Genomic DNA, 22,923 nt, shown 5'->3' with positions numbered 1-22,923 from the left:
GGGTACGGGTCAGATGCGGGTGACCGAGGAGACGGGCATCATGCCGACGGGGTCGTAGCGCACCGGGGCGCCCGGGTACGGAGCGTGGATCACCTGGCCGTTGCCGACATACATGCCGATGTGGCTGGCGTCCGCGCGGTAGGCGACCAGGTCGCCGGGGCGGGCCTCGGAGAGCGGCACCATGCGTCCCGCGTACCGCTGGGCCTGCGAGGTGCGCGGCAGGCTGACCCCGGCCTGGGCGTACGCCCACTGCATCAGCCCGGAACAGTCGAATCCGCCGGGTCCGTTGGCCCCCCAGATGTACGGGCGGCCCAGCGCCTGCCGGACCGCCAGCACGGCTGCGGTGGCCCGTGCGGAGCCGGCCGGCAGATCGGCCATGGCCGGGAACGCGTCGTAGCGGCCGGAGCGCGAGGACCGCTCGAAGTCCGCCCGGTCGGCGCCGGGCAGCGCGTCCAGCAACTGCTTGGCCCGGGCGAGCTTGCGCTCGACGGTCCGTTTGTGGCGGGTGACGGCCGCCCTGTTGCGCTCCAGATCGGCCAGCGCCCGGGCGGCCTCCGCACGGGTCTGTGCGAGAGAGCGCTGAGCCTGCTGGAGCTGCCGCAGCTCGGTGGCCCGATGCTCGGTCAGGCGGTCCAGGGTGGCCGCCCGGTCGAGGTAGGTGTCCGGATCGGAGGAGAGCAGCAAAGCAAGCGAGGGATCGAGTCCGCCCGAGCGATACTGTGCGCTCACCGCCGAACCGAGCGCCGTACGCATCCGGTTGAGGTGTTCCTGGTCGCGGGCCGCCCTGTCCTGGGTCCGCTTCAGCTCGCCGCGCAGCCGGTCGGCGTTCTCACCGGCCTTGTTGTACTGCTCGGTGGCCCGCTCCGCCTCGCTGTACAGCCGGTCGACCCGGGCCCTGGCGGTCCGGGGCGCGTCCTGCGGGTCGGCGTTCGCGGTGGCCGCCCCGAGGGTGGCGGCCGCGGTCGCCGCCGCGGCCGACAGAACAGTGACCCGGGCGCCCCGGTTGAGGCCGGGCTGTGTGGAACGGCGATGGGACACCACAGGACGCCGCACTCCTTCCGCTGTGTACGCAGACGCGCGCAGCCCCTGCCGCCCGGGGCGGGCGGACCGACGACCGGAAGCTGCACGGCAGGCAGACAGTAGTCGGACGGTTACGGAGCGACCAACGGCCGCGCCGGACGGAAGGGGGGCGGAAACGGCGACGCCCCGCCGGTGACCTGTGGTCTCCGGCGGGGCGGACTGTCTGCGCGGGCGCGGGAATTCGCCCGTTCGGGCGTCGTCAGCCGACGCGTACGCCGAACTGGAAGCTGCCGATGGTGTTCATCGACTCGTAGCGGACGAACGTGCCCGGGTACGGGGCGTGCAGGACGGTGTTGTTGCCCGCGTAGAGGCCCACGTGCTCGGTGTTGTTGAAGAAGACCAGGTCACCCGGCTTCAGTGCGCTGCGCCCGATATGGACGCCGTCGTTGACCTGGGTGTACGTGACCCGGGAGATGCTGACGTTGGCCTGGGCGTAGGCCCACTGGGTCAGCCCGGAGCAGTCGAAGGATCCGGGGCCGGTACCGCCGCGGCCGTACGGCTTGCCCACCTGGGTGGAGGCGGCGTTCAGGGCGGCGGCACCCCAGGCGGAGGCGGGGACCTCGTTGCCCAGCTCGACCCGGTCGCTGGCGGCGCGGCTGGCACGCTGTTCGTCCTTGCGCATCTTCGTGCGCTCGGCTTCGGTCATCGTGTTGAGCAGGCGCTGCGCCTCGGCCAGCTTGTCCTGGAGCTTCTTCTTCTTCGCGCCGAGCGTCTTGCGCACGTCGTCGAGGTCACCGAGCTTGTCCTGGGCCTCCTTGCGCTCCTGCGCGAGGACCCGCTGCTTCTCCTGGATCTTCCCCAGGGTCTCGGTCTGCTTGGCCGTCAACTGGTCGAGGGCCGAGGCCTCGTCGAGGAAGGTGTCCGGGTTGGACGAGAGGAAGAGCTGCACCGACGGGTCGATACCACCGGAGCGGTACTGGGCGGCGGCGAGCGAACCGAGGCCGTTGCGCAGGTTGTTGATCTCCTGCTGGCCGCGGGCCACCTTGTCCTGCAGCGCGCCGACTTCCTTCTCCAGCTTCTGCTGCTTCTCCTTGGCGCCGTAGTACTGCTCATTGGCCGCGCCGGCCTCGTGGTTGAGCTTCTCGACCTTCGCCTTGACCTCGCTCTTGGAGGGCTTGGGGTCGGCGTGGGCTGCCTGGGAGGTCAGGGCGACGGCTGCGGCGGCGGTCGCGGTGAGCACGGTCACACGGGCGCGGCTCGGCTGCTTGGGACGGCGGTGGGACCCCACGAAGGCGAGCTCCTTCTTCCTTGAGCCGCCTACCGGGCTGTGGGGGGACTCGATCCCCGGCTCCGTGCATGTCACGGACTCGGCGGCGCCTTCGCCGTCACCCCGAATGGGTGATCAACCGTGCGAAGGTTCGAGGCCCGACCCTAGTGACCAACTTGTGATCAGTTCAAATCCTCACAAGAAAAATCTCGTCACAGGAGGTACTTCTTTACCCACATCACACAGGGTGTAGCGGTGACTTGACGGTCCGTTCCCTGATTTCCACCGAGTCCCGACAAGCGTCACTAGACGCGCGAAAGGCGCTTCAGGAGCAAGACGGACGCAACGGGCCTGGCGCCCGCCTTCGCCACTCCGTCGGCGACTTCGCGGTCGGTGGAGACCACCACGACGGGCCGGCCCGGCGGTTCGGCGCGCGCCAGCTGACGGATGAGTTCATCGGCGGTCACACCGGGCTTGCTGAACAGCACCCGGACTCCGCGCGGCGGTGCGAGCAGTACCGGGGCGGCCAGTTCCGCCCCGTCGAAGACACAGGTCATCTCCGCGCCGGTCTGCGCCGCGAGCACCGCGAGACCGCCCAGCAGCCGCAACCGCTGCTTCTCCAGCGGCAGCTGCGGATAGCCGGTCTTGGTGACGTTGTAGCCGTCCACGATCAGATGCGCCTGCGGCAGCGCGAGCAACTGGTCGAGCAGGGCCGGGTCGGTCTCTGAAAGCGCCCTGGCGGCAATGTCCTTGGGCGACATCCGGCCGGGCTCGACCGCGTCGACACTGTCCGCGGGGCGGATCGAGGAGGGTGGCAGGGCCAGTTCACGACGGAGCCCGCTGGCCGCGTCGAGCACCGTGTCCAGCAGCAGCCGCAACCGCATGTCCTCGACCGAACGGCCCTCCCTGGCGGCCCTGCGGCCCGCCTCGACGGACGCCTCGGCCTCACCGAGCCGCGCCTTGAGCCGACGGGACTCGCTCTCGGCCGCGGAGACCTGGGCGGCCGCCTCGGACCGTACGGCGTCGGTCTCGGCCCGGCTGCGCCGCAGCGCGGCCTCGCCGCGCTTGACCTCGTTGGCGACACTGCGCAGTTTGCGCTGAAGGGAATCGGCTTCCTTGCGGGCCGCGTCCAGCTCGCCGCGGAGCCGTTCGGTCTCGCTCTTCGTCTGGGAGCGGGCCTGGGCGAGTTCGTCGCGCAGCCGTTCCAGCTCGCGACGGCTCTCCTCGTCGGCGCGCTCGGCATCGGCCCGCTGAACCTCCTCGCCGGCGGAGGTGACCAGCTTCACCCAGCCGACCGGGCGCAGCACATAGGCCGCGGCGGCCACATCGACGGGGTCGGCGGCGGCGGGCGGCGAACCGGCCTCCAGCGCGGCCGTCAGCTCCGGCTGCTCCTCCTTGAGCCATTCGCCGATACGCTGCCGGAACAGCGCGTCGCCCTCCAGCGCGGCCGCCATCGCATTGCCGGCGAACTTGGCGCGCCGGGTCGGGGTGAAGCGGGCGTACTGTCTCAGCTGGGCCGGCAGTTCGGTGACCGTCAGACCGCCGAACGCGTCCGAGACCAGCGCGACGACCCGGCGCCGTACACCTTCGGGCAGCGGGCGGTCGAGCGCCTCGACGGCGTCGTCGGCCGCCTCGGCCGACTCGGCGCCGCTAGCGGGCTGCTCCACCATCCGTCACCCCAAATTGTCTGTCCGCACGGCCCCGTCAGGAGTCGGCACCCGGCCTGTCCACCAGTTCGATCTGATCCACCGCATTGCACCACCGGCAGCGCACCGACTCGATGGTCTCACTGACCACCTCGCGTTCCTCTACGGTGGACTCCCCGGCCAGGTCGAGGTGGACGTATTCGATGACCTTGGAGGAACGCGTCACGTCGAACCGTGTGAGATTTCCGCAGAGCGTGCAGCGCCAGCGGGTCCCGTCGGTCGGCTGGGGAACCGTCGTCATCGTGCGTCCTCTTTCGTCGAGCCTCGTGCTGCCTGCTTCAAGGATCTCGCGGTGCGCCGTCGAACTGCGGATGTCCTGCCGTAACCCTACGGCCTAGCCACGTCCCCCCGACACGGCGAGGCGGTCTGTCCCGTTCCCTCCACTTGCGTCATGCTCTGTTCATGATCGATCGGCGGGCTGCGGCCGCCAGATTAGCCAGTGGACTGCTACGGACGGTCACCTCGGGCGGACCGCCCGTGGCCTATGCCCTGATCGCCCTGTGCTGTCTGGTCTTCCTGATCAGTCCGCTCTCCGGCTTCAACCCGTCCTACGGCACCGCCGACGCCCTGCTCGCCGCCCAGGCCGGGTACTTCGAACGCTGGGGCGTGATCCCGAGCGAGCTGTGGGACGGCTCCGCACGCGCCCTGCTCACCCCGCTCACCGCCCTCTTCGTGCACGGCAGCTGGCTGCATCTGCTCGGCAACATGCTCTTCCTGTACGTGTTCGGGGCGATGGCCGAGGAGCGCATGGGCCATGCCGAGTTCACCTTCTTCTATCTCGGCTGCGGCTATCTCGCCCTGGTCGGCTATGCGGCCGCGCACGCCTCGTCCGACGAGACGCTCGTCGGTGCGTCGGGGGCGATCTCGGCGGTGCTGGGAGCGTTCCTCTACCTGTTCCCCAGGGCCCGGGTCACCAGCCTGTTCCCGTTCCTCTTCTTCCTGCCGCTGCGCTTCCCTGCCTGGATCGTGCTGATCTTCTGGTTCGTCCTGCAGTGGCTGGCGGTCCAGGGCGCGGGCAGCGGGGGCCCCGGCGTGGCCTATCTGGCCCATGTGGTCGGCTTCGCCCTCGGCTTCCTCTACGCCTGGGGGCGATACCGGCGTACGGATAGAGTGAAGACTCCAGCCACGGCCACCGAGGGAGAAAGCCAGCCGTGATCACCGCGATCGTGCTCATCAAAACCAGCGTGGACCGGATTCCCGAGATCGCCGAGGCCATCGCGGCGCTGGACAGCGTCAGCGAGGTCTTCTCGGTCACCGGTACGTACGACCTGATCGCCATGGTCCGGGTGGCCAAGCACGACGATCTGGCGGACGTCATCCCCGGCCGGATCAGCAAGATCCCCGGCGTCGAGGCCACCGATACGCATGTGGCCTTCCGTACGTACTCGCAGCACGACCTGGAGGCCGCCTTCGCCATCGGCCTCGACGCGTAGGTACGCCCCTCATTACGGCGTTGCACTGCGGCGGGGGACGGGCAGCCGAGCCCGTCCCCCGCCGCAGTGCTGCGTGACCGTCAGAGCTGCGCTGCGCCCCGGTCCGGGACGCAGCGGCCGTCCTCGGTGCGGTACTTCCACTGGGCGCCCTTGCTCACCAGTTCCTTGACCGCGCACACGAATCGCTCGATGTGCTCGTCCGGTGTACCGGCGCCGAAGCTCACCCGGATCGCGTTGAGCAGGGGGGTCCCCCCGGTCGAGTCTGTTCGAGACTGGGGGAGCTCGCCCGGCTCGGCCTCCGGCGCACCGCACTCGCCCGGGTCCTGCGGATCGCTGCCCAGCAGGGTGCGGACCAGCGGGTGGGCGCAGAACAGTCCGTCGCGCACCCCGATGCCGTACTCGGCGGAGAGCGCCGCGGCGAAGTGCGAGCTGTTCCAGCCCTCCACCACGAAGGAGATGACGCCGACCCGCGGGGCGTCGTCGCCGAACAGCGACAGCACCTTGACCTGGGGGACCTCGGCGAGGCCTTCGCGGACCCGGGTGACGAGCTGCTGCTCACGGGCTACGAGCCGGTCGAAGCCCGCCTCGGTCAGCGCCTTGCAGGCGGAGGCGATGGAGTACACGCCGATGACGTTGGGGGAACCGGCCTCGTGGCGGGCGGCGGTGGAGTGCCACTCGACGTCCACACCGCCATCCGTGCGGCGGGCGACCTTGCGCGAGGCTCCGCCGCCGGCCAGGTACGGCTCGGCGTCCTGCAGCCAGTCGGCCCGGCCCGCGAGCACACCCGAGCCGAACGGCGCGTACAGCTTGTGTCCGGAGAAGGCGACCCAGTCGACGTCCAGCTCTGCGATGTCGACGGGGTGGTGCGGGGCGAGCTGCGCGGCGTCCAGCACGATCCGGGCACCGTGCGCGTGCGCGGCGGCCGCCAGTTCCTTGACCGGCCACAGTTCGCCGGTGACGTTGGAGGCGCCGGTGACGCAGACCAGCGCAGGCCCGTAGGGGTCACGGTCGGCGAGCGCCCGCTCCAGCGTCTCGACGGCCTGGGCCGGGGTTCGCGGGGCGTTGAGGTAGGTCACCCGGGCATCGCGCCAGGGCAGCAGCGAGGCGTGGTGCTCGGTCTCGTACACGAAGACCTGGCAGTCGGCGGGGACGACGGCGGCCAGCAGGTTGAGGGAGTCGGTGGTCGAGCGGGTGAAGATCACCTGGTCGTCGGCGCGGCAGCCGAGGAACTCCGCGACGGTCGCGCGGCTGTTCTCGAAGAGGTCCGTGGAGAGCTGCGAGAGGTACCCGGCGCCGCGGTGGACGCTGCCGTAGTACGGGGCGTACGCGGCGACGTCGTCCCAGACGCGCTGCAGGGCCGGGGCGCTGGCGGCGTAGTCGAGAGCGGCGTACGTGACTTCACCACCCGTGACCAGCGGAACCGTTACATCCTTGCCCAGAACCGGCAGAGGGGTACAAAGTGACTGATCGGCGGCAGCGGTGAAGACAGACATGGCGAACTCCCGTAACAGGCAGGCGAATTGCATGCGCCGGCGGATACGCGGCAGCGCAGCGGAAAGTGAAAATGGGTGTGCGGAGGAGGGCCGATAAGCCCTATCGCATTCGCTTGCTCACAAGAGACTCCCTAGGGACCAGGACCCCGGGGGCTGGCATTCACAGATGCCGAGGGGCCCGCGCTTGCCGCAGACCTCGCTGCCTACGGCCTGGTCTTCACCCGGGGCACCCCGCCACGGACGGAGGGTTGCCGGACAGCGGGCCGGGGCCGTAGTCGCTGTCACTCATGACCTGCCGAGCATCTTGCCATACGTGCGTCAACGCGCAAGGCGCGGTCCAAGATCTGGACCGCGCCCTGCCTCACATCCCGTCGGGTCAGGCGTTGCTGACCGCCACCCAGCGTTCCAGCGCCTGCCGGGCCGCCCCCGAGTCGATGGACTCGGCGGCCTTCGCGATCCCTGCGACGAGCTGCTCGTTCAGCGTGCCGTCCGTCGGGTCCAGCGCGACCAGTGCCGCTGCCGAGTTGAGCAGCACGGCCTCCCGTACGGGGCCTCGCTCGCCGGCCAGCACCCGGCGGGCCACATCCGCGTTGTACGAGGCGTCGGCGCCGCGCAGCGCCTGCGCCGGCACCAGCTCCAGACCGACGTCGCGCGGGTCGAACGCCTCCTCGCGCACCGATCCGTCCCGGACCACCCAGACGCGCGAGGTCGCGGTGGTCGCCAGTTCGTCCAGGCCGTCGTCGCCGCGGAAGACCAGCGCCGAATTGCCGCGCTCGGCGAGGACACCGGCGACGATGGGCGCCATCCGCAGGTCGGCGACGCCGATGGCCTGGGAGCGGACCTTGGCCGGGTTGGTGAGCGGCCCGAGGATGTTGAACGTCGTCGGGGCGCCGAGCTCCTTGCGGGCCCTGGCAGCGTAGCGCAGGGCGGGGTGGAACTTCACCGCGAAGCAGAAGGTGATGCCCGCCTCCTCGGCGACCTCGACGACCCGCTGCGCGTTGAGCTCCAGATTGACGCCGAGCTTCTCCAGCACATCGGAGGAACCGCTCGCCGACGAGGAGGCGCGGTTGCCGTGCTTGACGACCTTGGCGCCGGTACCCGCGATGACGATCGCCGACATCGTGGAAATGTTGACCGTCTTGGCGAGGTCGCCGCCGGTGCCGACGATGTCGACCGTGCGACCGGGTACGTGGATCGTGTTGGCGTGCTCGTACATCGCGCGCACCAGGCCGGACACCTCGTCGACCGTCTCGCCCTTGGCGCGCAGGGCCACCGCGAAACCGGCGATCTGCACATCGGTCGCCTCACCGCTCATGATGCGGTCCATCGCCCATGCGGTGTCGTCCGCGGTCAGGTTCTCGCCGCGCAGCAGCGGGTTCAGCACGCCGGGCCAGGAACGGTCCGCCACGCTGTCGCCGCCGACCGGGGTCACAACGTTCATGGTCCGCTCCTGGGGGTCCATAGCCGATAAAAGGGGTTGCCCCCCACCCTATCGAGCGCCACGGACAGCGAAGAGCCCCGTCCATCGGATGGACGGGGCTCTGCTGTGGCGATCAGTTCAGGCGATCAGTGGTGACCGTGGCCGCTGGTGATCTCCTTGTACTCCTCGGCGGTGGGCTTGGCGATCTGATTGTCCTCGCCGTAGTAGCCCTTGCTGAGCCTGGCCCGCAGCTTCTGCAGTGCGGGCACCTTGCGCTCGACACCGTTCTTGTCGACCGTCGGGCCGATCTCGACCGGCTTGTACTGCTCGTGCGCGGTGAGCGTGTGCAGCTGCTCGGGGCCGAGCGGCTCGTGGATCTCGACGAACTCACCGTGCGGCAGGCGCTTGATGATGCCGGACTCGCGCCCGTGCAGCACCTTCTCCTTGTCGCGGCGCTGGAGGCCGAGGCAGATCCGCCGGGTGGCGACGAACGCGATGACCGGGCCGACGAAGATGAAGATCCGGACGAACCAGGAGATGGCGTTCAGCGACAGGTGGAAGTGCGTGGCCCACAGGTCGTTGGCACCGCCGATGAAGACGACGACGTACTCGGTGATCCAGGCGACGCCGAAGGCCGTCCGGGTCGGGGCGTTGCGCGGGCGGTCCAGGATGTGGTGCTCGCGCTTGTCCCCGGTGACCCAGGACTCGACGAACGGGTAGACCGCGATGATCGCGAGCACCAGTCCGAAGGCCATCAGCGGGATGAACACACCCAGGACGAGCGTGTGGCCCCAGAGGTTGATCTCCCAGCCGGGCATCACTCGGATCAGACCCTCGGCGAAGCCCATGTACCAGTCGGGCTGGGCGCCGGTGGACACCTGGTCCGGCCGGTACGGGCCGATGTTCCAGATCGGGTTGATCGTGGCGATCGCCGCGATGATGGCGATGATGCCGAAGACCAGGAAGAAGAAGCCACCGGCCTTCGCCATGTACACCGGCATGAGCGGCATGCCGACGACGTTCTTGTTGGTGCGGCCGGGACCCGCGAACTGCGTGTGCTTGTGGTAGAAGACCAGGATCAGGTGCGCCACCAGCAGACCGAGCATGATGCCCGGCAGCAGCAGGATGTGGATCGAGTAGAACCGGCTGATGAAGTCGTGGCCGGGGAACTCTCCGCCGAACAGGAACATCGAGATGTACGTGCCGACGATCGGCATCGACAGGATCGCGCCCTGGGTGAAGCGGACACCCGTACCGGAGAGCAGGTCGTCCGGGAGCGAGTAGCCGGTGAAGCCGGTGAACATACCCAGCACGAACAGCAGGAAGCCGAACAGCCAGTTGATCTCACGCGGCTTGCGGAACGCACCCGTGAAGAAGACGCGCATCATGTGCACGAACATGCCGGCCAGGAAGATCAGCGCGGCCCAGTGGTGGATCTGGCGGACCAGCAGACCACCGCGGACGTCGAAGCTGATGTCCAGCGTCGAGGCGTAGGCCTGCGACATCCGGATGCCCTGCATCGGCTCGTACGAGCCGTGGTACACGACCTCGCTCATGGTCGGGTCGAAGAACAGCGTCAGATACACACCCGTGAGGATGATGATGATGAAGCTGTAGAGGGCGATCTCACCGAGCATGAAGGACCAGTGGTCCGGGAAGATCTTGCGCATGTTGGCCTTGGCCAGGGAGTAGATCCCGAGCCGGCCGTCCGCCCAGTCGGCCACCCGCTCGCCGGCGGGCGCCTTGCGCTGTGTGTCGGTCGCAGTACTCATCCGCGCTCCCAGAATGCAGGACCGACGGGCTCTTCGAAGTCACCGAGCGCCTCGAGGTTGCCCTCGCTGTTCACGCCGATCCGCAGCTGCGGAAGGGCGTGACCGGCCGGACCGAAGATGACGCGGGCGCCGTCGGAGAGGTCGAAGGTGGACTGGTGGCACGGGCAAAGCACGTGGTGCGTCTGCTGCTCGTACAGGCTGATCGGGCAGCCGACGTGGGTGCAGATCTTGGAGAAGGCCACGATTCCCTCGTGGGCCCACTCGCGCTCGCGCTTGTCCTTGATGTTGTCCGGCTCGATGCGGATGATCATCAGCGCGGCCTTGGCGATCTGGTTCTGGAAGTCGTGCGCGCCCTCCTCCAGGCCCTCGGGCATGGCGAAGGTCAGCGAACCGACGGCGACGTCCTCGGGACGCAGCGGCTCCATCGTGTTCATGTTGATGAGCTGCTTGCCCTTGGCCCACAGGGTGTTGCGGAGCTTCTTCTCCGGCAGCGGACCGAGGTCGCGCAGCAGCATCACACCGGAGAGCGGCACCAGGGCCAGCGCACCGAACATGGTGTTGCGGATCAGCTTGCGCCGCCCGAACGCGGACTCCTCGGCACCTGCCGCGAAGTCGGCCAGGACCTTCGCCTTGACCTCGGGCGTCGCCTCGATGGCGTGCCGGTCGTCGGCGACCTCCACGTCGGACATCAGGGTGCGCGCCCAGTGGACGGCACCGGCTCCGATCGCGAAGAGAGCCACGCCCAGGGTCAGACCCAGGGAGAAGTTGAGCGCGCTCACATGGCCGAAGGGCCAGATGTACACGATCTTGTCGACCGGGAAGATGACGTACGAGGCGATGAAGCCGATCGTCGCCAGCATGGACAGCGTGAACATGAACGCCACGGCGCGCTCGGAGCGCTTCGCGGCCCGTTCGTCGATGTCCTGGATGCGCGGCTTGTGGGCCGGCAGCCCCGGGTCGGCGAACGGGTCGTCCGCGACCTCTACCGCGCCGTGCGCGGTGCCCTGCTCAGCGGGCAGGTTCTCGTCTGGAATCTCTTGGCTACTCATGACTTCTTGGCCTTAGCGGTGTGGGCCGCGACCCAAATGGCAACTGCGATCAGTGCGCCGAGCCCGAAGATCCAGGCGAACAGACCCTCACTGACCGGGCCCAGGCCGCCCAGCTTCAGACCACCCGGGTTCTCCGACTGGCTGCTGTTGACGGTCTGGATGTACGCGATGATGTCCCGCTTCTGCTGCTCGGGCATCGTCGTGTCCGGGAAGGACGGCATGCTCTGCGGGCCGGTCTGCATGGCCTCGTAGATGTGCTTCGGGTCCACGCCTTCGAGGCTGGGTGCGTACTTGCCGTTCGTCAGCGCACCACCCTCACCGGTGAAGTTGTGGCACTGCGCGCAGTTGGTACGGAACAGGTCGCCACCCTTGGCGATGTCCGCACCCTCAGGGCTGACCTGATTCTTGGTCGGAACGATCGGGCCGGCGCCGAGCGACGCGACGTACGCCGCGAGCTGGTCGATCTCGGCCTGGCTGTAGATGACCTTCTTCTTCGGTACCTGGGCACCCGGCTGCTGCGCCGGCATACGGCCCGTACCGACCTGGAAGTCCACGGCGGCGGAGCCCACGCCGACCAGGCTCGGCCCGTCGGTGGTGCCCTGACCGCCGGTTCCGTGGCAGCTGGCGCAACCGACGGAGTACAGCTTCTTGCCCTCATCGATGGCGAGGGACTGGGCGGTGTCGTCGGCCTGCGCCTTACTCGCGGGCGCAAACGCGGCGTACAGCCCCCCAGTGGCCGCCAGCGCGAGGAGTAGTACGACGACCGCCGCCAACGGATGGCGTCGTCGTGCGGAGAGCTTTTTCACGGATTACCCCGGTGTCAGGATCTTCTGCGTCGATGCTGGATGTGGTTCGGGTTCGAGCCCGGTTACTTGATCATGTAGATCGTGGCGAAGAGGCCGATCCACACGACATCGACGAAGTGCCAGTAATAGGACACGACGATGGCAGCGGTCGCCTGTTCGTGGGTGAACCTCTTGGCTGCGTATGTCCTGCCCAGAACGAGCAGGAAGGCGATGAGACCGCCTGTCACGTGCAGCCCGTGGAAGCCGGTCGTCAGGTAGAACACCGAGCCGTACGGGTCGGAGGACAGCGAGAGGCCGTCCTTCTTCACCAGCTCGGTGTACTCGAAGACCTGGCCTCCGATGAAGATCGCACCCATCACGAAAGTGATCACGAACCAGGTGCGGAGCTTCTTCACGTCGCCCCGCTCCGCGGCGAAGACGCCGAGCTGGCAGGTGAGTGAGGAGAGCACCAGGATCGTGGTGTTCGTCGCCGAGAACGGGAAGTTCAGGGCCGAAGCCATTTCCTTCCAGTGATCCGGTCCCGTCACCGATCGCAGGGTGAAGTACATCGCGAAGAGGGCCGCGAAGAACATCAGCTCGGAACTCAACCAGATGATGGTTCCGACGCTGGTGAGGTTCGGTCGATTGACCGACGGGTGCGCGTGCCCGGTTTCTACTGTCGTTGCTGTCGCCACGACCGACATTATGTCGGTCCCTTATCCCGCCCTCACTCCCGGGGGTGCCGTTCGGTGTGTCAACAGGGTGTGCCCTCCCCGAACGGCCCATGAATCCGCTGTCCCGGGCGGTGCTGACAGCCCATCGGGCGGAGTACGATCCGCGCATCGGTTCATGCCCGGAAAGCCCCGAAGACACAGATGTCACGGAGGAACAATGCAGCCGACCGCCACGGTCCTGGTCTACAGCGACGACGCCAACACCCGTGAGCAGGTGAGGCTGGCAGCCGGGCGCAGGCCCGCGGCCGATGTGCCACCGGTGGAGTTCCTCGAGTGCGCCACCCTGCCCGCCGTCCTGGACGCACTGGACAACGGCGGCATCGATGTCTGTGTGCTGGACGGCGAGACGGCACCCGCGGGCGGCATGGGCGTCTGCCGGCAGATCAAGGACGAGATCTTCCACTGCCCGCCCGTGCTGCTGCTGATCGGGCGCCCGCAGGACGCCTGGCTGGCCACCTGGAGCCGTGCGGACGCCGCGGTGACCCTGCCGGTCGAACCGGTCGAGTTCGCGGACGCCCTGGCCGCTCTGCTGCGCAGCAGGGACTGCGTGGACGCCTGAGCCCTGCCGGGGTTCTGCCCGCAGTCCCGCCGAGGGGCGGCGCACTCCCCGGACCGGTCAGACCTCGGGGCGCAGTCGCGCCGCCTGGAAGGTGTCTGTGCGGTCCGGGGTGTCGTTCTTCCACAGAGCGCTGCCTTCCTGCCATTTGGCCCAGGAAAGGTTCCAGTCGCCGTAGCCGTTGTCGAACGGCGTCATCATCTCGCCCTGACTGCCGACGACCTGGACGATGTCGCCCGGGCGCACGGTGTTGAAGAACCACTCGGCCAGGCTGGTACTCATGCCCGTACAGCCGTGGCTGACGTTCGCGTACCCCTGCGAGCCGGTGGACCAGGGGGCCGCGTGCACGTACTCGCCGCTCCAGGTGACACGGGTCGCGTAGTAGACCAGCAGGTCGTACCCGTCGTCGGAATTCTCCGAGATGCCGATGGTCTCCCCGCGCATGCGTACGGAGTACTCCTTGCTCAGCACGACCTTGACGCCGTTTCGGGTGGAGAAGCCGGGCTTGCCGGTGGTCACCGGAATGGTGTTGATCACTTTCCCGTTGCGCTTGACGGACATCGTGTGCGCCGCGGCGTCGGTGATGGCCTCGACACGGTCGCCCGTGGTGAGCTTCAGCGCCTTCGCGGGGGCTCCGTACAGCGTGTCGGTGACCTTGATGCCCGCCAGGCCGCTGGTGACCTCGATGGCGGCCTTGGCGGGCCAGTAGTCCTTGGGGCGGTAGTGCAGGATCTTGTCGTCGACCCAGTACCAGGAGCCGGTCACGGCGGGTGTGGAGCGGACCCGCAGGGCACGCTCCACGATGGCCCTGGACGCCTTGTCCTTGACCGGAGCGCTGAGTTCCGCCGTGATGGGCTGTCCGACGCCGTAGGTGCCCGCCTGAGGGCCGAAGGTGACCTTCAGGAGCTTCTTGGCATTGGCGGAGGCGGTCTCGAAGGAGAGCGTGCGGCTGCCCGGGGCGCCGTCGCCGTCCTCCATGCTGACCCGGACCGTGTAGCGGGCGCCGGCGGCGAGCGGGGAGATGGAGTGCCAGCGCTTCCCGTCGGCATCGAGCTCGCCAGCCAGATGGCGTCCGATCGCGTCCACGGCCGACACGTCCGTGATCCGGCCGTCGTCGTCGTTGACGGTTACCTCGAGCGGCTTGTCGGAGTCGGCCTTCTCGTCGCCCTCGGGGACGTTGGAGGAGATCTCGTCCGCCGCATCGTACGGTTTCGCCGCGAGCGGGTGGCCATTGGACCCACCGCAGGCGGTCACACCTGCGACCAGGGTCACGACCAGCAGAGTGCAGCTCACTACGGGGCGGAAGCGCGGCACGTGGTTCATGAACACACGCTATGAAGATTCATCCCTATAAGCGCGCAATGTGACTCCAAACGGGGGGTTTGCACTTCTTTTGGCGGAGAAGTACACGCCAAACAGGGGGCCTGCACTTCCCTTGGTGGAGAAGTACAGGCCCCCCGTCAGGTGGAGCGGTGACTCGCTGTCACTGGGTGCGGTTCTCACCGCGGTAGTACTCGAAGACCCAGCCGAACAGGCCGATCAGGATCACCGGGAGCGAGAAGTAGAGCAGCCACCAGCCGAAGATGATGCCCAGGAAGGCGAGGGCACCACCGACGGCCAACGAGAGCGGCTGCCAGCTGTGCGGGGAGAAGAACCCCACCTCGCCGGCCTCGTCCGCGATATCGGCTTCCTTGTTGTCCTGAGCCATGGCGTCGACCCGCTGCGCCGTGAAGGCCAGGTAGAAGCCGATCATGACGCTCAGGCCGAAGCCCAGGACGAGCGCGGTGGTACCGGCCGGCTCCTTCGACCACACGCCGTACGTGATGGCCATGGCGAGCATGAAGACGCTCAGCCAGAGGAACATCTTGCCCTGGATCTTCACTTACCGGCCTCCTTGCCACCAGCGAGGGCCTTGTCATCCGCGGAGTGGTGCTCCAGCTGCTCGAGCGCCGAGATCTCCGGGTGATGCAGGTCGAACGCCGGGGATTCGGAACGGATCCGCGGCAGCGTGAGGAAGTTGTGCCGCGGCGGCGGGCAGGAGGTCGCCCACTCCAGCGAGCGGCCGTAGCCCCACGGGTCGTCGACCTCGATCTTCTTGCCGTACTTCGCGGTCTTCCACACGTTGTAGAAGAACGGCAGCATCGACAGGCCGAGCAGGAACGAGGAGATCGTCGAGATCGTGTTCAGCGCGGTGAAGCCGTCCGCGGCGAGGTAGTCCGCGTAACGACGCGGCATGCCCTCGGCACCCAGCCAGTGCTGCACCAGGAACGTGCCGTGGAAGCCCACGAACAGCGTCCAGAACGTGATCTTGCCGAGCCGCTCGTCCAGCATCTTGCCGGTGAACTTCGGCCACCAGAAGTGGAATCCGGAGAACATCGCGAAGACCACGGTGCCGAAGATGACGTAGTGGAAGTGCGCGACGACGAAGTACGAGTCCGAGACGTGGAAGTCCAGCGGGGGCGACGCCAGGATCACGCCGGTCAGACCACCGAAGGTGAAGGTGATCAGGAAGCCGACGGCCCAGAGCATCGGTGTCTCGAAGGACAGCGACCCCTTCCACATCGTGCCGATCCAGTTGAAGAACTTCACACCGGTCGGTACCGCGATGAGGAATGTCATGAACGAGAAGAACGGCAACAGCACACCGCCGGTGACGTACATGTGGTGCGCCCACACGGTCACGGAGAGGCCTGCAATGGCGATCGTCGCACTGATCAGACCGATGTAGCCGAACATCGGCTTCCGGCTGAACACCGGGATCACTTCGGAAATGATTCCGAAGAATGGCAAGGCAATGATGTACACCTCTGGATGGCCGAAGAACCAGAAGAGGTGCTGCCAGAGCAATGCGCCGCCATTGGCCGCGTCGAATACATGCGCACCGAACTTGCGGTCCGCCTCCAGCGCGAAGAGCGCGGCGGCGAGGACCGGGAAGGCCAGCAGGACCAGCACACCGGTCAGCAGAACGTTCCAGACGAAGATCGGCATGCGGAACATCGTCATGCCGGGGGCGCGCATGCAGATGATCGTGGTGATGAAGTTGACCGAACCGAGGATCGTGCCGAAGCCGGAGAAGGCCAGACCCATGATCCACATGTCGGCGCCGATTCCCGGCGAGCGGACGGCGTCCGAGAGCGGGGAGTAGGCGAACCAGCCGAAGTCGGCCGCACCCTGCGGGGTGAGGAAGCCGGCCACCGCGATGATCGAGCCGAAGAGGTACAGCCAGTACGCGAACATGTTCAACCGCGGGAACGCCACGTCGGGCGCGCCGATCTGCAGCGGCATGATCCAGTTCGCGAACCCGGCGAACAGCGGCGTCGCGAACATCAGCAGCATGATCGTGCCGTGCATCGTGAACGCCTGGTTGAACTGCTCGTTCGACATGATCTGCGTGCCGGGACGGGCCAGTTCGGCGCGCATGAAGAGCGCCATCAGACCGCCGATGCAGAAGAACGCGAACGATGTGACCAGGTACATCGTGCCGATCGTCTTGTGGTCAGTGGTGGTCAACCACTTGATGACGATGTTTCCCGGCTGCTTCCGCCGGACCGGCAGCTCGTCCTCGTACGAGTCGTCTGCTGCCGCGGCACCCTGAGGTTCGTTGAGGATGCTCACAGTTTGTTCGTCTCCGCATTCCTGGCCGGGTCAGTCTGCTCGATGCCGGCCGGCACGTAGCCCGTCTGGCCCTTCTTCGCCAGCTCCTTGAGGTGCGCCTGGTAGCGCTCCGGAGAGACGATCTTGACGTTGAAGAGCATCCGGGAGTGGTCGGCGCCGCAGAGCTCGGCGCACTTGCCCATGTAGGTGCCCTCCTCCTTGGGAGTCACCTCGAAGGCGTTGGTGTGGCCCGGAAAGACGTCCTGCTTCATGAGGAACGGCACCACCCAGAAGGAGTGGATGACGTCACGCGAAGTCAGAACGAAGCGGACCTTCTCGCCCTTCGGCAGCCACAGGGTCGGACCCGGGTTGCCGTTCTGCGGGTTCCGGGTTCCCGGGACGCCGTAGTCGTAGACGCCTTCGGCACTCTTGGGGAAATCCTTCCGGAACTTGTCCGGGATGGCGTCGAGTTCCTTGGGGATCTCGTTGCCCGTGGCGGAGGACCCGTCCACGTTCTCGATGTAGTTGAAGGCCCAGCTCCACTGGTAGCCGACCACGTTGATGGTGTGGGCAGGCTTCGGGGAGAGCGAGAGGAGCTTCGATTCATCGCGCGCGGTGAAGTAGAACAACACCGAGACAATGATCAGAGGGACCACGGTGTACAGCGCCTCGATGGGCATGTTGTACCTGGTCTGCGTAGGAACCTCGACCTTGGTGCGGCTGCGCCGGTGGAAGATGACGCTCCACAGGATCAGGCCCCAGACCAGCACGCCCGTGGCGAGCGCTGCCGCCCACGAGCCCTGCCAGAGGGAAAGGATCCGTGGTGCCTCTTCCGTTACCGGCGTAGGCATACCGAGGCGGGGGAAGTCCTTGTATGTGCAACCGGTGGCGGTTGCCAGGACCAGGCCCGCAGTCAGCACCTGCGGCAGCTTCCGCCGCATCGGGCGCCGCGACGAGCGGTCGGAGCCGTTGGGACTCACGTAGCGCCTTCCCGAGAGTCTCGCCCGCGCGGTCGGCGCGGCCGTCTCTCTGGTCGGTCGCCGCCCTGACGCGGGCAGGGGTTTGGATGTTTATGCGGACCAAACCCTACTGGACGCTATTTGGGGTCGCGCGGGGAGGGTGCCCAACGCGCCGCCCGACACCCCGAAGGGGTGGAATACGGGCCTCCGGCCGCCATCTGACGCCCTCTCTCCTGGCTGGGCGGGCGGCCCCGTCCCCGGGTGCGGACCCGACGCGGGCTAGCGTGGCCGCGTGCCCTACTTCGACGCCGCATCCTCCGCACCCCTGCACCCCGTCGCCCGCCAGGCGCTGCTTGCCGCGCTGGACGAGGGGTGGGCCGACCCGGCCAGGCTCTACCGCGAGGGGCGGCGGGCCCGGCTGTTGCTGGACGCGGCCCGGGAGGCCGCCGCGGAGGCCGTCGGGTGCCGGCCGGACGAGCTCACATTCACTCCTTCGGGTACCCGGGCGGTGCACTCCGGAATTTCCGGGGCTCTCGCGGGGCGTCGGCGTGTCGGCCGCCATCTGGTCTTCTCCGCGGTGGAGCACTCGTCGGTGCTCCATTCGGCCGCCGCCCATGAGGCGCAGGGCGGATCGGTCTCCGAGGTCGCGGTGGACCGGTCGGGGGCGGTGAGTGCACAGGCGTACGCGGAGGTGCTGCGCGAGGACACCTCGCTGGCCTGTCTGCAGTCCGCCAATCACGAGGTCGGCACCGAACAGCCGGTGGCCGAGGTCGCGGAGCTGTGCCGGGCGGCGGGGGTGCCGCTGCTGGTGGATGCCGCGCAGTCGTTGGGCTGGGGGCCGGTGCCGGGCGGCTGGTCGCTGCTGGCGGCCAGCGCGCACAAGTGGGGCGGGCCCTCGGGTGTCGGGCTGCTGGCAGTACGCAAGGGGGTGCGGTTCACGGTTCAAGGACCGGCCGACGAGCGGGAGGCGGGCCGGGCCGCGGGGTTCGAGAACCTTCCCGCGATCGTGGCCGCGGCGGCATCGCTGCGGGCGGTGCGGGCGGAGGCGGCGGCGGAGTCCGTGCGGCTGCGGGCCCTGGTGGACCGCATCAGGGCCCGGGTGCCGCAGTTGGTGCCCGATGTGGAGGTGGTCGGAGATCCGGTGCGGCGGCTGCCGCATCTGGTGACCTTCTCCTGTCTCTATGTCGACGGAGAGACACTGCTCCACGAACTGGATCGAGCCGAATTCTCCGTATCATCCGGTTCGTCCTGCACCAGCAGCACGCTGGCGCCGAGCCACGTGCTCAGGGCGATGGGGGTGCTGTCGGAGGGGAACGTACGGGTGTCGCTGCCGACCGGCACCGCGGGCGAGGAGGTCGAGCGCTTCCTGGACGTGCTGCCGCGGGTGGTGGCAGAGGTACGGGAGAGGCTGGGTGCTCCCGTTTCCGCGCCCCCCTCCCCTGCCGTGACCGCGTCCCTGGTGGTCGACGCCCTCGGGAAGCGCTGCCCGATCCCTGTGATCGAGCTGGCAAAGGTGATCGGGGAGGTACCGCTGGGCGGGACGGTGACCGTGCTCAGTGACGACGAGGCGGCGCGCCTGGACATCCCGGCCTGGTGTGCGATGCGCGAGCAGGAGTACGTGGGCGAGGAGCCGGCGGACCGTGGCTCGGCCTATGTGGTCCGCCGGCTGACCTGAGGTTCCTCTTCGGCTCAGCTCAGGTGCGCGCGGACCTCGGCGGCGGCGTCGTGGCCGTACGCCTTGGTGAAGCGGTCCATGAAGTGGGCGCGGCGCAGGGTGTACTCCTGGGTACCGACCGTCTCGATCACCAGGGTGGCGAGCATGCAGCCGACCTGGGCGGCGCGCTCCAGGCCGACGCCCCAGGCGAGACCGGAGAGGAAACCGGCCCGGAAGGCGTCGCCGACACCGGTCGGGTCGGCCTTGGTCTCCTCCTCCGGGCAGCCGACCTCGATCGTCTCCTGGCCGGCCCGCTCGATCCGGACACCGCGGGCGCCCAGCGTGGTGACCCGGTGGCCGACCTTGGCCAGGATCTCCTCGTCGCTCCAGCCGGTCTTGGACTCGATGAGCCCCTTCTCGTACTCGTTGGAGAAGAGGTACGTGGCGCCGTCGAGGAGGATCCGGATCTCGTCGCCGTCCATCCGGGCGATCTGCTGCGAGAAGTCCGCGGCGAACGGGATTCCGCGGGAGCGGCACTCCTCGGTGTGGCGGAGCATCCCCTCGGGGTCGTCGGCGCCGATCGAGACGAGGTCGAGGCCGCCGACACGGTCGGCGACGGCCTTCAGCTCGATGAGCCGGGCCTCGCTCATCGCGCCCGTGTAGAAGGAGCCGATCTGGTTGTGGTCGGCGTCCGTCGTGCAGACGAACCGGGCGGTGTGCAGGACCTCGGAGATCCGGACCGAACCGGTGTCGACGCCGTGGCGGTCGAGCCAGGCACGGTACTCGTCGAAGTCGGAGCCCGCGGCGCCGACCAGGACCGGGTTCGTGCCCAGCAGACCCATGCCGAAGCAGATATTGGCGGCGACACCGCCCCGGCGCACGTCGAGGTTGTCGACCAGGAAGGAGAGCGAGACCGTGTGCAGCTGATCCGCGACCAGCTGGTCGGCGAAACGGCCGGGGAAGGTCATGAGGTGATCGGTGGCGATGGAGCCGGTGACTGCGATTCGCACGGGGAGACTGCTCCTGCGGAGATCGGGGGGAACGGGTGACTGCGTTCCCGGGGCGGCGTGACAGTTCACGCTACCCGTTCCCCGCACTCGCCCTGAAGGGGGGAAAACTACCCGATAGTAGGTCTTTCTTCCTGAGGTGTGCGGTGCCTACGGTGCGGCTATGTCGAACCACAGCGCCACACGCGAGTCCGAGATCAGCCTGGCCGAGCTGCGCGGTGACTGCGCACGGATGGCTCCGCACTGGGTGGTCCCCGCGAAGTCTGCCCCCGTTCGGGTGGCGCCGTCCCTGATTCACGGGGTCACCGTGCCCGCCGCCTCCGCCCGGCTGATCGACGCCATGTCCGAATACGGCGACTGAGACCGGCACCGAACGCGTCCGACACCCCCTGAGGGAACCGTGCGCCCCTGTGCCCCGTCCCACCGTTGTCCCCACCCGCGGGACGGACGGCAGGCCGGGTGACGGCCTGTGACGGCGATCCAGGCGAAGGAGCGATCCGGTGAGCACCGAGCGACCCGACAACGATGTGACCGGCCCCCGGCGGCGTTCACCGCTCGCCGTGGCCTCGGTGGCGGCCGCCGTACTGCTGGCCGGGGGCGGCGGCGCGTACTGGGCCGCGACCGCCGCGGACGGGGAGGGCGGAAGCAGCGGCAGCGCGGCGGGCAGCGGGGAGCACACCCCTTCCCTGCTTGCCCTGGACGAACGTGCGGGCGACCCGACGGCGCCCGACGGGTCCTCGCCGGGCATCGCACCCGGCATCGCACCCGGCGAGCCCGATCCGCACGGCGGCCAGGTGGTCTACCGCGCGTCCGGCAAGCTGCCCGAGGGACCGCGTACGGCCGCGGTGCAGCGCGCGGAGGGGACCGTCTCCGCGGCGGAGGTGGCCCGGCTGGCGAAGGCACTGGGGGTGCAGGGCACGCCGCAGGCGGAGGGAACGTCCTGGAAGGTGGGGTCCGACGGGGACGGCTCGGGCCCGGTCCTCCGGGTGAACAAGCAGGCTCCGGGCACCTGGAGCTTCGCCCGGTACGGCTCCGGGGGAACGGACAACTGCCCGAAGGGCGCGACCTGTTCGACCCAGGAGGTCGCGCCGGGGGGCACCGGCTCCCCGGTGAGCGAGAGCGCCGCCAGGGCTGCCGCGACACCGGTCCTGAAGGCGGTGGGTCAGGACGACGCCACTCTCGACACCCGCCAACTCATGGGCTCGGTACGGGTGGTGAATGCCGACCCGGTGATCGACGGGCTTCCCACCTACGGCTGGTCGACCGGCATCCAGGTGGGCCCGGACGGCGAAGTGGTAGGCGGCAGCGGGCAGTTGAAGGGCCTGGAGAAGGGCGACAGCTATCCGGTGATCAGCGCGGGCGAGGCGCTGAAGCAGCTGAACGGGGCGGCATCCAGGACGGGCGGGCGCGCGGACGTCGGCGGGTGTGCCACTCCCGTACCGCTGGAGGATGACCTGAAGTCGCCGAAGGTCCACTGCGGGACGCGGACCGGGGCGGAGCGGCCGACGACGACCGTGACGGTCGACAAGGCGGTGTTCGGCCTGACCAAGCAGTACGTGGCGGGCAAGCAGACGCTCGTACCGTCGTGGCTCTTCTCGGTGCGGCCGGCCGCGGGCGGCACCGGTGGCACCGTGTCGCAGATCGCCGTGGACCCCGCGTATCTGGCGAAGGACGCACCGTCGGCGACGACCCCGCCCCCGGGGGACACGGAGAAGTCCCGGCAGCAGATCCTGTCGTACAGCGCCGACGGGCGAACCCTGTCGGTGACGTTCTGGGGCGGGGTGTGCAGTAAGTACGCGGCGAGCGCGGCCGAGGACGGGAAGACGGTGCGGGTGACGGTGACGGAGTCGCAGCCGGCCGAGAAGAAGGTCTGCATCATGATCGCCGAGAAGCTGACCCGGACGGTGACGCTGGACGCCCCGCTCGGTGACCGGACGGTGGTCGACGCGGCGTCGGGCGGCGACGTGCCCCGCGCCTGACGCCTGAGCCCTGCGTACGACAACGGCGGCGGCCCCGGAATCCGGGGCCGCCGCCGTGTTGCTGTTCTGCCGCTGCCTTCAGGGCCTAGCTGAAGGAGTCGCCGCAGGCGCAGGAGCCCGTGGCGTTCGGGTTGTCGATCGTGAAGCCCTGCTTCTCGATGGTGTCGACGAAGTCGATGGAAGCGCCACCCAGGTACGGAGCACTCATCCGGTCGGTGACGACCTTGACGCCGTCGAAGTCCTTCACGACATCGCCGTCGAGCGAACGCTCGTCGAAGAAGAGCTGGTAGCGCAGGCCCGAGCAGCCGCCGGGCTGAACGGCGACGCGCAGCGCCAGGTCGTCACGGCCTTCCTGCTCCAGCAGGCCCTTGACCTTGGCTGCGGCGGCGTCGGACAGGAGGATGCCGTCGCTCACGGTGGTGGTCTCGTCCGATACGGACATCTGCTTCTCTCCCGGGTTGTACGGAGACTGCTTGCCGACGTTGCAACCGTCGG

General features: G+C 68.5%; 22 protein-coding genes and 1 riboswitch. Of the genes, 6 read left to right on the top strand and 16 right to left on the bottom strand.

What is annotated here, in order from left to right:
• Window positions 1–9 precede the first annotated feature (9 nt).
• From IEZ15_RS16880 to IEZ15_RS16865, 4 genes are all read right to left on the bottom strand, one after another.
• Complete coding sequence (locus tag IEZ15_RS16880) at window positions 10–1,041, bottom strand: C40 family peptidase (protein WP_189277680.1); 1,032 nt, start codon at window positions 1,039–1,041, stop codon at window positions 10–12.
• A gap of 238 nt (window positions 1,042–1,279) precedes the next feature.
• On the bottom strand, window positions 1,280–2,308 hold the full coding sequence (locus IEZ15_RS16875; protein WP_189277678.1) for a C40 family peptidase: 1,029 nt from the start codon (window positions 2,306–2,308) through the stop codon (window positions 1,280–1,282).
• A gap of 284 nt (window positions 2,309–2,592) precedes the next feature.
• Complete coding sequence (locus tag IEZ15_RS16870; RefSeq protein ID WP_189277677.1) at window positions 2,593–3,954, bottom strand: NYN domain-containing protein; 1,362 nt, start codon at window positions 3,952–3,954, stop codon at window positions 2,593–2,595.
• A gap of 37 nt (window positions 3,955–3,991) precedes the next feature.
• Window positions 3,992–4,234: a hypothetical protein gene (locus tag IEZ15_RS16865; protein WP_093893615.1), complete on the bottom strand. Its 243-nt coding sequence runs from the start codon at window positions 4,232–4,234 to the stop codon at window positions 3,992–3,994.
• A 161-nt stretch (window positions 4,235–4,395) separates the two neighbouring features.
• Between IEZ15_RS16865 and IEZ15_RS16860 the strand changes: the two genes are divergently transcribed.
• Both IEZ15_RS16860 and IEZ15_RS16855 read left to right on the top strand, forming a co-directional pair.
• A complete protein-coding gene (locus IEZ15_RS16860; protein ID WP_189277675.1) occupies window positions 4,396–5,148 on the top strand; it encodes a rhomboid family intramembrane serine protease in 753 nt (250 codons plus the stop codon).
• Window positions 5,145–5,426 carry an Lrp/AsnC family transcriptional regulator gene (locus IEZ15_RS16855; RefSeq protein WP_093543818.1) on the top strand — a complete coding sequence of 94 codons (282 nt, stop codon included), beginning with the start codon at window positions 5,145–5,147 and terminating at the stop codon, window positions 5,424–5,426. Before IEZ15_RS16860 ends, IEZ15_RS16855 begins: the two co-directional genes overlap by 4 nt.
• A gap of 80 nt (window positions 5,427–5,506) precedes the next feature.
• On the opposite strand, the gene IEZ15_RS16850 is transcribed toward IEZ15_RS16855, so the two are convergent.
• The 6 genes from IEZ15_RS16850 to ctaE all read right to left on the bottom strand — a co-directional run bounded on the left by IEZ15_RS16850 (window position 5,507) and on the right by ctaE (window position 12,649).
• Entirely contained in the window at window positions 5,507–6,919 is a 1,413-nt protein-coding gene (locus IEZ15_RS16850) for an aminotransferase class V-fold PLP-dependent enzyme (protein WP_189277673.1), read from the bottom strand.
• 175 nt (window positions 6,920–7,094) lie between these two features.
• A riboswitch (SAM riboswitch) is annotated at window positions 7,095–7,212 on the bottom strand.
• An 83-nt stretch (window positions 7,213–7,295) separates the two neighbouring features.
• Complete coding sequence (trpD, locus tag IEZ15_RS16845; protein ID WP_189277671.1) at window positions 7,296–8,360, bottom strand: anthranilate phosphoribosyltransferase; 1,065 nt, start codon at window positions 8,358–8,360, stop codon at window positions 7,296–7,298.
• Between the two features lie 125 nt (window positions 8,361–8,485).
• A complete protein-coding gene (gene qcrB, locus IEZ15_RS16840; protein WP_114244125.1) occupies window positions 8,486–10,111 on the bottom strand; it encodes a cytochrome bc1 complex cytochrome b subunit in 1,626 nt (541 codons plus the stop codon).
• Window positions 10,108–11,160 (bottom strand): cytochrome bc1 complex Rieske iron-sulfur subunit, encoded by a 1,053-nt coding sequence (gene qcrA / locus IEZ15_RS16835; RefSeq protein WP_114244126.1) that lies wholly within the window; start codon window positions 11,158–11,160, stop codon window positions 10,108–10,110. The genes qcrB and qcrA overlap by 4 nt, the downstream gene beginning before the upstream one ends.
• Window positions 11,157–11,966: a cytochrome bc1 complex diheme cytochrome c subunit gene (qcrC, locus tag IEZ15_RS16830; protein ID WP_114244127.1), complete on the bottom strand. Its 810-nt coding sequence runs from the start codon at window positions 11,964–11,966 to the stop codon at window positions 11,157–11,159. The genes qcrA and qcrC overlap by 4 nt, the downstream gene beginning before the upstream one ends.
• Before the next feature lie 62 nt (window positions 11,967–12,028).
• Window positions 12,029–12,649 (bottom strand): aa3-type cytochrome oxidase subunit III, encoded by a 621-nt coding sequence (gene ctaE, locus IEZ15_RS16825; RefSeq protein ID WP_114244128.1) that lies wholly within the window; start codon window positions 12,647–12,649, stop codon window positions 12,029–12,031.
• Window positions 12,650–12,836: 187 nt separating this feature from the next.
• Between ctaE and IEZ15_RS16820 the strand changes: the two genes are divergently transcribed.
• Complete coding sequence (locus IEZ15_RS16820) at window positions 12,837–13,238, top strand: DNA-binding transcriptional response regulator (protein WP_114244129.1); 402 nt, start codon at window positions 12,837–12,839, stop codon at window positions 13,236–13,238.
• Window positions 13,239–13,295: 57 nt separating this feature from the next.
• Here the strand turns inward: IEZ15_RS16820 and IEZ15_RS16815 are convergent, their stop codons facing one another.
• The 4 genes from IEZ15_RS16815 to ctaC form a co-directional block, all read right to left on the bottom strand.
• Window positions 13,296–14,558, bottom strand: coding sequence for a L,D-transpeptidase (locus tag IEZ15_RS16815; RefSeq protein ID WP_189277669.1), 1,263 nt, complete (start codon window positions 14,556–14,558; stop codon window positions 13,296–13,298).
• Window positions 14,559–14,718: 160 nt separating this feature from the next.
• Window positions 14,719–15,117, bottom strand: a complete 399-nt coding sequence (locus IEZ15_RS16810; protein WP_189277667.1) for a cytochrome c oxidase subunit 4 — start codon at window positions 15,115–15,117, stop codon at window positions 14,719–14,721.
• Window positions 15,114–16,850, bottom strand: a complete 1,737-nt coding sequence (ctaD, locus tag IEZ15_RS16805) for an aa3-type cytochrome oxidase subunit I (RefSeq protein ID WP_189277665.1) — start codon at window positions 16,848–16,850, stop codon at window positions 15,114–15,116. Before ctaD ends, IEZ15_RS16810 begins: the two co-directional genes overlap by 4 nt.
• The gene (gene ctaC / locus IEZ15_RS16800; protein ID WP_189277663.1) at window positions 16,847–17,809 is read right to left on the bottom strand and encodes an aa3-type cytochrome oxidase subunit II; all 963 of its coding nucleotides are present in this window, start codon (window positions 17,807–17,809) and stop codon (window positions 16,847–16,849) included. Before ctaC ends, ctaD begins: the two co-directional genes overlap by 4 nt.
• Window positions 17,810–18,080: 271 nt before the next feature.
• Between ctaC and IEZ15_RS16795 the strand changes: the two genes are divergently transcribed.
• Window positions 18,081–19,463: a cysteine desulfurase/sulfurtransferase TusA family protein gene (locus IEZ15_RS16795; protein WP_189277661.1), complete on the top strand. Its 1,383-nt coding sequence runs from the start codon at window positions 18,081–18,083 to the stop codon at window positions 19,461–19,463.
• A 14-nt stretch (window positions 19,464–19,477) separates the two neighbouring features.
• On the opposite strand, the gene IEZ15_RS16790 is transcribed toward IEZ15_RS16795, so the two are convergent.
• On the bottom strand, window positions 19,478–20,452 hold the full coding sequence (locus tag IEZ15_RS16790; RefSeq protein ID WP_189277660.1) for a carbohydrate kinase family protein: 975 nt from the start codon (window positions 20,450–20,452) through the stop codon (window positions 19,478–19,480).
• 160 nt (window positions 20,453–20,612) lie between these two features.
• On the opposite strand from IEZ15_RS16790, the gene IEZ15_RS16785 reads away from it, so the two are divergent.
• Window positions 20,613–20,810 carry a hypothetical protein gene (locus IEZ15_RS16785; protein ID WP_093893628.1) on the top strand — a complete coding sequence of 66 codons (198 nt, stop codon included), beginning with the start codon at window positions 20,613–20,615 and terminating at the stop codon, window positions 20,808–20,810.
• A gap of 139 nt (window positions 20,811–20,949) precedes the next feature.
• Entirely contained in the window at window positions 20,950–22,428 is a 1,479-nt protein-coding gene (locus IEZ15_RS16780; protein WP_189277658.1) for a hypothetical protein, read from the top strand.
• An 85-nt stretch (window positions 22,429–22,513) separates the two neighbouring features.
• On the opposite strand, the gene IEZ15_RS16775 is transcribed toward IEZ15_RS16780, so the two are convergent.
• Window positions 22,514–22,870: a HesB/IscA family protein gene (locus IEZ15_RS16775; protein WP_030933606.1), complete on the bottom strand. Its 357-nt coding sequence runs from the start codon at window positions 22,868–22,870 to the stop codon at window positions 22,514–22,516.
• Window positions 22,871–22,923 lie beyond the last annotated feature (53 nt).

The organism is Streptomyces atratus, from assembly GCF_014648655.1.
Lineage (GTDB): Bacteria > Actinomycetota > Actinomycetes > Streptomycetales > Streptomycetaceae > Streptomyces > Streptomyces atratus.
This window is presented reverse-complemented; position numbering and strand designations above follow the sequence as displayed.